The organism is Klebsiella sp. JN_Kp126, from assembly GCF_033843325.1.
Classification (GTDB): domain Bacteria; phylum Pseudomonadota; class Gammaproteobacteria; order Enterobacterales; family Enterobacteriaceae; genus Klebsiella; species Klebsiella michiganensis.
Genome location: NZ_JAWXQV010000077.1, coordinates 1 through 12,179, shown reverse-complemented (window position 1 = coordinate 12,179; position 12,179 = coordinate 1). Strand labels below are relative to the sequence as shown.

Sequence of the window (12,179 nt, the reverse complement as noted above, 5' to 3'; positions counted from 1 at the left end):
GTTATGTTTCGTTTTACCTTAGTTTTTGTTGCGCTCCTGACGGCGGGCTGCGTCTCTCTCGACCCGCACTATGAACGTCCGGCCGCGCCTGTCCCGGCGACCCTGCCGGGTAGCCACGGCGAGGCAACCGCGGTAGTCAGCGACTGGCAGCAGGTAGTGAATGACGCTCGCCTCAAAAAAGTGGTGAACATCGCCTTGACCAGCAACCGCGACGTGCAGAAAGCGCTGGCCGATATCGAAGCCGCGCGCGCCCAGTTTGGCGAAACCCGCGCCTCGCTGTTTCCGACCCTCGACGCCGAGCTGAGCCATACCCGCAGTAAAACGGTGGCCAGCGGCCTCACCTCGTCAGCGGAAGCCGACGGCGCGGTTTCCAGCTTCGAGCTGGATCTGTTTGGCAAGAACCAAAGCCTGACGCGCGCGGCGCGGGAAACCTGGCTTGCCAGCGAATTCACCGCCCAGAATACGCGTCTGACGATGATCGCCGATCTGACCACCGCGTGGATAACGCTCGCCGCGGACAACAGCAATCTGGCGCTGGCGCAGGACACCATGGCCAGCGCGGAGAACTCGCGCCGCATCGTCACCCGCCAGATGGAAGTCGGCACCGCCTCGGCAGGCGACCTGAGCGATGCCGAAAGCGTTTATCAGCAGGCGCGCGCCAGCGTCGCCAGCTACCGCACGCTGGTGGCGCAGGATAAAAACGCGCTCAACCTGCTGGCCGGAGAAACCGTGCCGGATAGCCTGCTGCCCGGCACGCTGGAAAGCCTTGGCGATCGGAGTATCACCCTGGTGCCGGCGGGCGTCTCTTCATCGGTACTACTGCGCCGCCCGGATATCCAGGAAGCGGAGCATAATCTGAAGAGCGCTAACGCCGATATCGGCGCGGCGCGGGCCAATTTCTTCCCGTCCATCTCGCTGACCGCCAGCGCCGGGGTCGGCAGCGACTCGCTCTCGTCGCTGTTCAGCCACGGCATGCAGGTGTGGTCATTCGCTCCGTCCATCAGCCTGCCGCTGTTTACCGGCGGCAGCAACCTGGCGCAGCTGCGCTATGCTGAAGCGGAGAAAAAGGGGCTGATCGCCACCTATGAGAAGACGATTCAGAGCGCCTTTAAGGATGTCGCCGACGCGCTGGCGCGCCGGGAAACGCTCAGCGAACAGCTGGACGCGCAGAATAAATACGTCGCGGCGGAGCAGAAATCGTTGAATATCGCGATGAAGAGCTATCAGGCCGGGGTCGGAGATTATCTGTCGGTGCTGACCGCCCAGCGAACGCTGTGGTCGGCGCAGGCCACGCTTATCTCCCTCCAGCAAACGGATCTGGAAAACCGCATTACCCTCTGGCAGTCGCTGGGAGGCGGCGCCAGCTAACGCTTTTGCCGGGCGGCAACGCCCGGTTTGATGACAAGGAGCCCGTTGATATGTCCCGAATTTCCCTCTCCTGGGTCGTGGTTCTCGGTTTGCTCAGCGCCATTGGGCCGCTGTGTACCGACTTCTATCTGCCCGCGCTGCCGGAAATCACCCAGCAGCTCAGCGCCACCGGCACGCAGACCCAGCTTTCGCTGACCGCGGCGCTGATTGGCCTCGGCCTTGGACAGCTGTTTTTTGGCCCGCTGAGCGACCGCATTGGCCGTAAAAAGCCGCTGGCGCTCTCCCTGCTGCTGTTTATCTTCTCCTCGGCGATGTGCGCGATAACCTACGATATCCATATGCTGATCGCCTGGCGCTTTCTGCAGGGCTTCGCCGGCGCGGGCGGCTCGGTGCTGTCGCGTTCCATCGCCCGCGACAGGTATCAGGGTACGCTGCTGACCCAGTTTTTCGCCCTGCTGATGACCGTTAACGGCATTGCGCCGGTGCTTTCACCGGTACTCGGCGGCTGGATCATTACCGCCTTCGACTGGCGTATCCTGTTCTGGGCGATGGCGGCGATCGGCGTTGTCTTGCTGCTGCTCAGCCTGACGGTGCTGCACGAAACGCTGCCGGCCAAAAGCGCCGCCTCGGCTACGCGGCAGCAGGCTGATGCGCCGGTGCTGAAAAACCGCCGCTTTATGCGCTACTGCCTGATTCAGGCCTTTATGATGGCCGGGCTGTTTTCGTATATCGGCTCGTCTTCGTTCGTTATCCAGAGCGAATATGCCATGAGCGCGATGCAGTTCAGCCTGCTGTTCGGCCTTAACGGTATCGGGCTGATTATCGCGGCGCTGATCTTTTCCCGCCTGGCGCGCCGCTTCAGCGCCGAAGCCCTGCTGCGCGGCGGCCAGCTGCTGGCGGTGGCGTTTGCCGCCATCACCCTGCTCTTCGCCTGGCTACCGCAGCCGACGCTGGCGCTGGTCGGCCTGTTTTTTACCGTTTCCATGATGAGCGGTATCAGTACCGTTGCCGGCTCGGAAGCGATGAACGCCATTCACGCCCGCCAGTCCGGCACCGCTTCCGCCCTGATGGGCACGCTGATGTTTGTGTTCGGCGGTATTGCCGCGCCGCTGGCCGGTCTCGGCGGCGAAACGATGCTCAAAATGAGCTTCGCGATGACCCTTTGCTATCTGGCCGCGCTGCTGATTGGCCTGAAAAAGCCGCGCCCCATCGCATAACCTCCTCCAGGGTAATAAAATATTCCAATTTTATTACCCCTATTTTTCCCGCCAGTACTGTAATCTCCTATTATTCCTTCAACACCAATCGTGATAACCTTCACAGGAAAGGAATAATTAATTCCTTATACTGCCCGCCACCGTGACTAAAGAGGTTCCTATGAGTATCGATCTGAGCAAACTGCTGACCGAGCGCCGCAACGCCAATAGCGCCAACATTGATATCCTCACCACCGAAGAGATGCTGACGGTGATTAACCAGGAAGACCAGCAGGTGGCTCACGCCATCACCCCCTATCTGCCGCAAATTGCCCAGGTGGTGGATAAGGTCGCGGCGGCGCTGCAGGCGGGTGGTCGACTGATTTACATTGGCGCGGGCACTTCCGGGCGTCTGGGGATCCTTGATGCCAGCGAGTGTCCGCCGACCTTCGGCACCCGCCCGGAGCAAGTGGTGGGCATTATCGCGGGCGGCCATAAAGCCATACTGAGCGCCGTAGAGAACGTCGAAGACAACAAAGCGCAAGGGGCGATGGACCTGCAGAACCTGAACTTTAGCAGCCGCGACGTGCTGGTCGGCCTGGCCGCCAGCGGACGCACGCCGTACGTCATCGGCGCGATGGAGTATGCCCACAGCCAGAACGCTTTTGTCGCCATCGTCAGCTGTAACCCGCACGGCGAAATGGCCCAGCTGGCGGACGTCGCCATTACGCCGGTCGTGGGTCCGGAAGTGGTGACCGGCTCAACGCGCCTGAAGGCGGGCACCGCGCAGAAGCTGGTGCTGAATATGATTTCTACCGGGGCGATGATCCGCATCGGCAAGGTCTACAGCAATCTGATGGTGGACGTGGAAGCGACCAACGCCAAGCTTATCGAGCGCCAGGTGTCCATCGTCATGGAAGCGACCGAATGCGATCGCGCAACCGCCCAGAGCGCGCTGGAAGCCTGCGATCGCCACTGCAAAACGGCGATTGTGATGGTGCTGGCTGATTTAAGCGCCGCGGATGCCCAGGCGCTGCTGGCAAAAAACAACGGCTATATCCGCAAGGCGCTGAGCCACTCCTGACCGCTGACTCACGGGTAATCTGCAATGGCAAAAATAAATAAAGAGATGATAGCGCGGATCCTGCAGCACGTTGGCGGAGCCGGGAACGTCGCGCAGGCGGGCAACTGTATGACCCGGCTGCGCCTGACCCTGCGCGATGAATCACGGGCCGATAGCGCCGCCATCCGCCAGATTGACGGCGTAATGGGGGTGATCGTTAGCGATGAACAGTTCCAGGTCGTCCTTGGGCCCGGCAAGGCGCAAAGCGCGGCGGAAATGATGAATGCGTTACTGGAAGAGGCCCCGGCGGATGCGCCATCGCTGGCCGATGTCGCCGCCGAAAAGAAACAGGCGCTGAAGAGCAAGCAAACCAGCGGTATTCAAAAATTCCTCGCGAAATTCGCCACCATCTTCACCCCGCTCATTCCCGGCTTTATCGCCGTCGGCCTGCTGTTGGGGTTCGCGACCCTGGCGGAGCAGATATTTGTCCTCGAAAACGCGCATCCGAACGCGACATTGATGGCGCTGATCGGCTACATGAAGGTGTTCAGCAAAGGGATGTTTACCTTCCTGAGCATCCTGATCGGCTATAACGCCCAGAAAGCCTTCGGCGGCTCCGGGGTCAACGGGGCCATCATCGCTGCGCTGTTTGTTCTCGGCTATAACCCGGAAGCCACCAGCGGCTTCTATTCCGGGATTTCCACCTTCTTCGGCCACGGTATTGACCCGCGCGGCAATATTATCGGCGTGCTTATCGCCGCGATTATCGGCGCGTGGGTGGAACGACAGGTACGCCGCATCATGCCTGCCAACCTCGATATGATCCTCACCTCGGCGGTGACGCTGCTGATCATGGGCGCGATCACCTTTACCGTCATTATGCCTATCGGCGGCTGGCTGTTCACCGGGATGTCATGGCTGTTTCTGCACCTTAACGGTAACCCGTTCGGCTCTGCGGTACTGGCCGGCCTGTTCCTGCTGGCGGTGATGTTCGGCGTCCATCAGGGCTTCGTGCCGGTCTATTTCGCGCTGGTGGATGCGCAGGGGTTTAACTCGCTATTTCCGATCCTGGCCATGGCCGGTGCCGGACAGGTTGGTGCGGCGCTGGCGCTGTTCTGGCGGGCGAAGCACGGTTCTCTGCTGCGCACGCAGATTAAAGGGGCGATTATTCCCGGCTTTCTCGGCATCGGTGAACCGCTGATTTACGGTGTGACGCTACCGCGCATGAAGCCCTTTATCACCGCCTGTCTCGGCGGTGCCTGCGGCGGTTTCTTCCTTGGGCTCGTCGCCTGGCTGGGGCTACCGGTCGGCCTGAATACGGTGTTTGGCCCGTCGGGGCTGGTGGCGCTGCCGCTGATGACCTCCGGCAGCGGCATCTACGCCGGAATGGCGGTGTATGCCGCCGGGCTGGCGGTCTCTTACCTGTGCGGCTTCGCCCTGACCTGGCTGTTCGGCAGTAAAAACGTTGATTTGAGCTAAGAGGCGCGTCCGGCGCATAAAAATTGAATCTTTTTTAACCCGCCGAATGGCGGGTTTATTTATTTCTGTGTAATCTACACGTGTAGATTACACAGGAGATTCCCTATGCCAGCCGCAAAACGCAATAAGCAGAACGTCAGCGTGACACTGGACCCAGGCCTGGTCAAACAGGCTCGTGAGGTCGGCATCAATCTGTCTCTAACGTTGACTAACGCTCTAAAAAGCGAAATCCACAGCCTCGAAATAGCCCGCTGGCAAAAAGAAAATGCCCAGGCAATCGACTACCTCAATAATTTAACTGAGGAAAATGGACTTCTCTCTGATGAATACAGTACGTTCTAAATATGCAGTATTACGTTTATAAGAATACAGGTCGAATTGCTGCGTATCCTTACCTCCTTGATGTACAGAGTGACATTATCGGCAAGCGCAATACTCGGGTCGTGATTCCACTGTTTCCACTGAAAAACTATAAAGGTCCACGCGCCGATCGTTTAACACCGCTTGTCACCGTAGAAGGGGAAGAATACGTCGTGATGACTCACGAACTCGCCAGCATCCCACATCGTGTTCTGGGTGAAGAAGTTTGTAATCTGAATCACCAGCGCGAAGTCGTTAAAGCTTCAATGGATTTTCTTTTCGACGGGATCTAACTCGCTACAAGCTTACGCGTCAGATCGCCAAACCCAACGATCTTCCTCCGCAAGGGGCACGCAAATACTCCGACTCCCCTTTCCTGCCCCGCTTCCCGCGCGTACTCATGCTATGATACTGCTTTCGCGCTATTTTCACCTGAGGGAAAGATGGGCTCCAGCAAAAAAGGGATGCTGAACGTACTGATCGCCGCCGTGCTGTGGGGCAGCTCGGGCGTCTGCGCGCAATATATTATGCAGCAAAGCCAGATGTCATCGCCGTTTCTGACCATGACGCGCCTGCTGTTCGCCGGCCTGATCCTTCTGATGCTCTCGTTCTTCCACGGCGATAAGATTTTCCGCGTCCTGCAAAACCGCAAAGACGCCGCCAGCCTGCTGATCTTTTCGCTGTTCGGCGCGCTTACCGTGCAGTACACCTTTCTGATGACTATCGAGCAATCCAACGCCGCCACCGCGACGGTGCTGCAGTTTCTGTCGCCGACGATTATCGTCGCCTGGTTTGCCATCGCCCGCAAAACGCGCCCCAGCCCGCTGGTGCTCGCGGCCATCGCCACCTCGCTGGCGGGCACTTTCCTGCTGGTGACCCACGGCAACCCGACGACGCTGTCGATTTCCCCCACGGCGCTGTTCTGGGGGATTGCTTCGGCGTTTGCCGCCGCTTTTTATACGACTTATCCTTCGACGCTGATTGCCCGCTACGGCACGCTGCCGATTGTCGGCTGGAGCATGCTGCTCGGCGGCGCCATGCTGCTGCCGTTCTACGCCGGACAGGGCAACCATTTTGTGGTGACCGGCGGCCTGCTGCTGGCCTTTTTCTACCTGGTGGTAATCGGCACCTCGCTGACCTTCAGCCTCTACCTGAACGGCGCGCAGAAGATTGGCGGCGCGAAGGCGGGGATCCTCAGCTGCGCGGAGCCGCTGAGTAGCGCCCTGCTCTCCCTGCTGCTGCTCGGCATCACTTTTACTCTCCCGGACTGGCTGGGCACGTTGCTGATTCTCTCGTCGGTGGTGCTGATCGCCATGGATTCGCGGCGGCGGGTTAAAACGGCCTGACGATTATCGGCCAGGAGAGGCTGCGACCGGCGTTTGCAGCCTCTTCAGGTCGTCATCCGTCAGCTCGCAAGCCACCTGCACCAGCTCGCGCTCAAACCCCTGCTCCAGAAGTGAACGGGCAATACGCAACGCTTCTTCTAGTCTACCCTCTTGTTTACCTTCTAACTTGCCCTCCAACTTGCCTTCTTGTCTCCCTTCCTGCCGTAGCCTTTCCGCAATCGTCATGAGTACCTCCTTATGTTGAGGAACGCGCCGCTCGACCTCGTGAAGAAACTCACCAAAATGAGGCGCATCGCCGCACTGCAGCATGTAATTAAACAGCGCTTTCAACTGGCTGTCATTAGCGCAACCTTTAACCAACAGCTCGGCTAATCGCTCCACCAGGCCAAGTAAATCGCGCTGGCGAATATGCTTTTGAATCAGCTCCAGCAACGCCACGCGCCGGTGCTGCATAATGTCGTCATCCGGCACCACCGTAATATCCACCAGCGGGAAAGCGGCGGCATAAAGTCGTCGCGCTGTCTGCGTATCAGTAAACTCATCCAGCCAGCAAAGCGAGAAGGGATAGGGGCTTTTCGCGCCGTGATAAAACAGCATCGGCACCACCAGCGGCAACGTTTTATGCCCGGCATCCAGATGACGCTGCATCGCCGCCAGCGCGTAGCGCATCAGCCTGAAGGCCATATGCGCATCCGGCGTGCTCTGATGTTCAATCACCACATAGATATAGCCGTCACCGTCGCGGGTTTTCAGCGACCACAGTACGTCGGAGTAGCTGGCGCGCAAATCGGCCTCAATAAAGCTGCCGGACTCCAGCTTGAGCGTTTGCAGATTACACAGCTGGCGCAGCGAAGCGGGCAGATGAATCTCGATAAAATCCCTGGCGCACTCGGGATGCGATAAAAACTGTTTAAAAACCGCATCGTGCGGCGTCGAGGGGGTTCCTTTTTGCGTCATGGTCCGCCATCCCTGAAACGTAATGGCTGGAATATATCCGTCCCAAAAAGCGCAAACACCTGCGCATCAACGGCTTTGCTTGCCGCTACGAAAGATAAATTTCAGCGGCTGAAACAGACTCATTCTTATGGAAACCAGCGCGCAAAATGTTGGTTCAGGAATGCGTCTATAGTTAGAGGAACCCTTTAATAAAAATAAGGATATCCGTAATGAAGAGAATGAGTTTTGCGCTTTCGCTGGCAGCCAGTCTGATGTTCTCCAGCGTGGCGACAGCTGCACCGCTCTCCGGGCTGAAGTTTGAACAGCAAAAGCAGCAGATAGTGAAAGATGTGAGGAGAAATTGCCCTGCCAGCAGCGCGCTGGATGATACGCAGTTTGCTAACCGCGTGCTGGAATCAGCGGAAAATAAGACCGCCGTACAAAGCGCGACGCGGGCGCTGGATAAAAACAACAGCGCCGCTTATCAGAAGGCCATTAGCGGCATTCAGTGCCCAACGCCCTAGTACCGGGCGCGGAGGCGTCGCCATTAGCGGTTCGGAATGATCAAATCTCCACGCAGCGGGCTGCTAGCGAGCATTTGCGTCTTCTCGGTCAGCCAGTTGACTATCTGGCTGGCCATCGCGTCCATGGAATATTCAATCGCCGGAATCGTCGGAATACCGGGCAGCTGTAACGAGCCCGCCAGGCTGAACACCATGACTTTTTCCGGCACCGCGCGATTAAACGCCTGGAGCTGCGGCACCACCAGCTGCGCCTGCTGCTCGTTGGCAACCAATAACGCATTAAAATTCAGGGTGGTTGCGTTGTTCACCAGCTCCTGAACCGCCACGGACGGCGAATGGCTGTCGAGAAAAACCAGGTTGCGATTGAACGGCAGAAAATTCTTTTCCAGCGCGTGCTTGTAGCCCAGCAGAACCTGGTCAGCAAAGCCGCTGGCCTGAGGATGAATCAGCGCAATCTGCCGCCGCCCCTGGCTTATCAGATAGTTGCAGGCCGTTTCCGCCGCAAAGGCGTGGTCAAACTGAATGCTATTCGTTGCGTCGCTTTCCAGGCAGTCAATCAGCACTACGTCGGGCCGGTCGATATTGAGCGGAAACCGCGCGCCGATGATTAACACATTATCGCAGAGGCCGCAGGTCAACTCTTCCAGCGAATGGAGCACTCTGCCGCGGCTATTGGCAAAACGCAGCAGCAGATGCATCTGGTGCTGGCTGAGCTGTTTTTCCAGCGCGTAGAGATAGCTGGTGGTTTGATTAATGTTGTCCTGGGCGCAAATGACGCCGATGCAGCCGGTGGTCTGACTCAGCAAAGATTGCGCGATCATATTCGGCCGGTAGTTAAGCGCTTCCGCCGCCTGCAATACCGCCTGTCGGCTGGCTTCCTTTACGCCGCGCGAACCACTCAACACCCGAGAGACTGTGGCTTTAGATACCCCAGCTAACCGTGATACATCGTTGATTGTAGACATTATTTTCCCCTGACAGGGCCAATCCGATCCCTGTAAATCCTTAAACCTGAATCGCTTCAATAATAACCAGCGGCAGTATATCCGTTTCCCTTTTTATTTGGAAACCGATTTTCCGTTTCATGGAAAATCGTAGCAAAAACCAGGAAAATTTGTGAGCCAAATCTAATTAACACGCCCTTTGACTGACAGATCTTGACGGTTATCACAGTTCTGTTTTTTATAAATGGAAACCGGTTTCCGTCTGATATCAAATCATCCACGCAATAACTTTTTACATTTTGAGGACGATCGTCGATGTACAAGATTATGCTGTGCTGCTCTGCCGGAATGTCCACCAGCCTGTTGGTCAGAAAGATGGTTGACGCCGCGAAGGAACGTAACCTGCCGGTGCAGATTGACGCCTACGGAGTTTCCGAATTTGACATGCAGTTTCCGCAATACCAGGTGGTGCTTCTTGGACCACAGGTGAAATACATGCTGAAAAACTTAGCTGAGAAAGCCGCTCCCCTGAATATTCCGGTCCAGCCGATTAACGCCATGGATTACGGAATGCAGCGGGGAGACAACGTCCTGGATTATGCCCTGTCGCTGATTGAAGCGCATTAAGAGGTGTGCAAATGAGTTCTCTGTATCAGTCCATGATTGCCGCGATCGAGCAATCAATTACCCCGCTGGCAGGACGCCTTGGGCAGCAGAAATACGTTATCGCGATTCGCGATGGTTTCACTGCCGCATTGCCGTTTATGATCATCGGCTCATTCATGCTGGTATTTATCTTTCCACCTTTTTCCCCGGATACCACTAACGGTTTCGCCCGCGGCTGGCTGGATTTCTCCCAGCAGTATCGCGAACAGCTGATGCTGCCGTTTAACCTCAGCATGGGCGTGATGACGTTCTTTATTTCGGTGGGGATCGGCGCCAGCCTGGGACGCCAGTTCCAGCTCGACCCGGTGATGTCCGGTCTGCTGGCGTTTATGGCTTTCTTACTGGTTGCCGCGCCGTACGCCGATGGCAAAATCTCCACCCAGTACCTCTCTGGTCAGGGTATTTTTACCGCCTTGATCACCGCCATCTATTCCACTCGCGTTTACGCCTGGCTAAAGCAGAACAACATTACGATTCGCCTGCCGAAAGAAGTGCCGACCGGCGTTGCGCGTTCGTTTGAAATCCTTATCCCGGTGCTGGTGGTGATCGCGACCCTGCATCCGCTGAATCTGTTTATCGAAGCGCAGACCGGTATGATCCTGCCGCAGGCGATTATGCATCTGCTGGAGCCTCTGGTTTCCGCCTCTGACTCCCTGCCGGCGATCCTGCTTTCCGTCCTGATGTGCCAGATCTTCTGGTTCGCCGGGATCCACGGCTCGCTGATCGTGACCGGCATTATGAACCCCTTCTGGATGGCCAACCTGTCGGCGAACCAGGCAGCGCTGGCGGCCGGTGCGGCTCTGCCGCATGTCTATCTGCAGGGTTTCTGGGACCACTACCTGCTGATTGGCGGCGTCGGCTCCACGCTTCCGCTGGCGTTCCTGCTGCTGCGTAGCCGCGTCACCCACCTGCGCACCATTGGCAAAATGGGTATCGTACCGAGCTTCTTTAATATCAATGAACCGATTCTGTTCGGCGCGCCGATTATCATGAACCCGATGATGTTTATCCCGTTCGTCTTTGTGCCGATGATTAACGCCGTTCTGGCTTACGGGGCGACGCGCCTCGGCTGGCTCAGCCAGGTCGTTTCGCTGACGCCGTGGACGACGCCGGCGCCTATCGGCGCATCATGGGCTGCAAACTGGACGCTAAGCCCGGTGGTGATGTGTTTAATTTGCATGGTGATGTCGGCGGTAATCTACCTACCCTTCCTGCGCGCCTATGAACGCTCGTTAATGAAAACTGAAGTTGAAAAAGCAAAAGCCGCAGTGCCGGTTGCCGAAACGGTCAGCCAATAATTAATCTCTATATTTAATATTATATTTAAAATGACGGCATAAATAATGTGGAAAAGGGACTTTCACTGCATTATTTAAAGAATAAAGTTAATGACCTCAGGATCTATCATGATTGAATTAGAAGATGCGGTAATGGAAATTATCGTTAATGCGGGCCAGTCACGCTCATTATGTTTTGAAGCGCTCCATTGCGCCCGCAACGGTAATATAGATGAAGCGCGCTTGCTTCTGAATGAAGCCGATGGCTACGCCCGCCGGGCGCACCAGATGCAGACCCGGCTTATCGAGCAGGACGCTGGCGAAGCGCGCCAGCAGATGACGTTAATTATGGTCCATGCTCAGGATCACTTAATGAATTCACTGCTCGCCCGTGAATTTTCGGAAGAGTTAATTCATTTATACCAGCGTTAATTTATATCAATATTTAGCAACTGTACCCGAACTAAATATACCAGCTTATCCTGGCGGGATAGCTATTATCTAAATATATCCGTCATATTTCAAGCTGCATGTACGTTGGCTGCGCTCGCTTACCCGAATCACTTACCAAAGTAAGCTCATCGGGATTCACTCCCTTGCCGCCTTCCTGCAACTCGAACTATTTAGGATATATATAAATTATTAAAAGCGAGATAATGATGAAAACTGTAAAAATGCTGCCATTAACCATGGCGGTCGTCGCCGCGCTGTGCCCAATTTCCGTATTCGCGCAAGAATTTACTCAAGAACAGATCGACGCCATTGTGGCGAAAGCCGTCGATAAAGCCCTGGCCGAACGCCAGGCGAAAATCGACGCCGCGGCTGATAAAAAAGTGGATGTTATCACCAACCCGCAGACCACCGCGGCCACGCCGGATATGGCGATCCCCTTCGGCCTGAAGTTCAGCGGCTACGCCCGCTACGGCGCGCAGTTCCAGACCGGCGATCAGAAGTTTGTCGGCGTCGATGGCTCCTATAACGGCGCTTCGGCGATCGGCCGTTTAGGCAACGAAGGCAACG

The 12,179-nt window shown here is 56.6% G+C and carries 13 protein-coding genes and 1 pseudogene; 12 read left to right on the top strand and 2 right to left on the bottom strand.

Annotated elements, in window-relative coordinates:
• The first annotated feature begins 3 nt into the window (after window positions 1-3).
• The 7 genes from SIK97_RS18120 (at window position 4) to SIK97_RS18090 (ending at window position 6,812) form a co-directional block, all read left to right on the top strand.
• Window positions 4-1,368, top strand: a complete 1,365-nt coding sequence (locus SIK97_RS18120; RefSeq protein WP_014839827.1) for an efflux transporter outer membrane subunit — start codon at window positions 4-6, stop codon at window positions 1,366-1,368.
• Window positions 1,369-1,418: 50 nt separating this feature from the next.
• A complete protein-coding gene (locus tag SIK97_RS18115) occupies window positions 1,419-2,585 on the top strand; it encodes a multidrug effflux MFS transporter (protein ID WP_014227296.1) in 1,167 nt (388 codons plus the stop codon).
• Window positions 2,586-2,745: 160 nt separating this feature from the next.
• Window positions 2,746-3,648 (top strand): N-acetylmuramic acid 6-phosphate etherase, encoded by a 903-nt coding sequence (murQ, locus tag SIK97_RS18110; RefSeq protein ID WP_009654080.1) that lies wholly within the window; start codon window positions 2,746-2,748, stop codon window positions 3,646-3,648.
• Between the two features lie 24 nt (window positions 3,649-3,672).
• A complete protein-coding gene (gene murP, locus SIK97_RS18105; RefSeq protein ID WP_032751833.1) occupies window positions 3,673-5,106 on the top strand; it encodes a PTS N-acetylmuramic acid transporter subunit IIBC in 1,434 nt (477 codons plus the stop codon).
• 105 nt (window positions 5,107-5,211) lie between these two features.
• Window positions 5,212-5,448, top strand: a complete 237-nt coding sequence (locus tag SIK97_RS18100; protein WP_057174122.1) for a type II toxin-antitoxin system CcdA family antitoxin — start codon at window positions 5,212-5,214, stop codon at window positions 5,446-5,448.
• 2 nt (window positions 5,449-5,450) lie between these two features.
• Window positions 5,451-5,759: a CcdB family protein gene (locus tag SIK97_RS18095; protein ID WP_014227299.1), complete on the top strand. Its 309-nt coding sequence runs from the start codon at window positions 5,451-5,453 to the stop codon at window positions 5,757-5,759.
• Window positions 5,760-5,909: 150 nt separating this feature from the next.
• On the top strand, window positions 5,910-6,812 hold the full coding sequence (locus SIK97_RS18090) for an EamA family transporter (protein ID WP_014227300.1): 903 nt from the start codon (window positions 5,910-5,912) through the stop codon (window positions 6,810-6,812).
• A 3-nt stretch (window positions 6,813-6,815) separates the two neighbouring features.
• Here the strand turns inward: SIK97_RS18090 and SIK97_RS18085 are convergent, their stop codons facing one another.
• The gene (locus SIK97_RS18085; protein WP_032751828.1) at window positions 6,816-7,769 is read right to left on the bottom strand and encodes an Rpn family recombination-promoting nuclease/putative transposase; all 954 of its coding nucleotides are present in this window, start codon (window positions 7,767-7,769) and stop codon (window positions 6,816-6,818) included.
• Window positions 7,770-7,978: 209 nt separating this feature from the next.
• On the opposite strand from SIK97_RS18085, the gene SIK97_RS18080 reads away from it, so the two are divergent.
• Window positions 7,979-8,272 carry a YicS family protein gene (locus tag SIK97_RS18080; RefSeq protein ID WP_047722799.1) on the top strand — a complete coding sequence of 98 codons (294 nt, stop codon included), beginning with the start codon at window positions 7,979-7,981 and terminating at the stop codon, window positions 8,270-8,272.
• A gap of 23 nt (window positions 8,273-8,295) precedes the next feature.
• Here the strand turns inward: SIK97_RS18080 and SIK97_RS18075 are convergent, their stop codons facing one another.
• A complete protein-coding gene (locus SIK97_RS18075) occupies window positions 8,296-9,237 on the bottom strand; it encodes a LacI family DNA-binding transcriptional regulator (protein ID WP_014227303.1) in 942 nt (313 codons plus the stop codon).
• A 294-nt stretch (window positions 9,238-9,531) separates the two neighbouring features.
• Here SIK97_RS18075 and SIK97_RS18070 point away from each other — a divergent pair, with 294 nt between their 5' ends.
• The 4 genes and pseudogenes from SIK97_RS18070 to SIK97_RS18055 form a co-directional block, all read left to right on the top strand.
• Window positions 9,532-9,843, top strand: a complete 312-nt coding sequence (locus SIK97_RS18070; RefSeq protein ID WP_014227304.1) for a PTS sugar transporter subunit IIB — start codon at window positions 9,532-9,534, stop codon at window positions 9,841-9,843.
• A gap of 11 nt (window positions 9,844-9,854) precedes the next feature.
• Window positions 9,855-11,180 (top strand): PTS sugar transporter subunit IIC, encoded by a 1,326-nt coding sequence (locus SIK97_RS18065; protein WP_014227305.1) that lies wholly within the window; start codon window positions 9,855-9,857, stop codon window positions 11,178-11,180.
• A 108-nt stretch (window positions 11,181-11,288) separates the two neighbouring features.
• The gene (locus tag SIK97_RS18060; protein WP_032751827.1) at window positions 11,289-11,591 is read left to right on the top strand and encodes a PTS lactose/cellobiose transporter subunit IIA; all 303 of its coding nucleotides are present in this window, start codon (window positions 11,289-11,291) and stop codon (window positions 11,589-11,591) included.
• Window positions 11,592-11,818: 227 nt separating this feature from the next.
• Window positions 11,819-12,179 (top strand): annotated as a pseudogene (locus SIK97_RS18055) (carbohydrate porin); the annotation flags it as partial.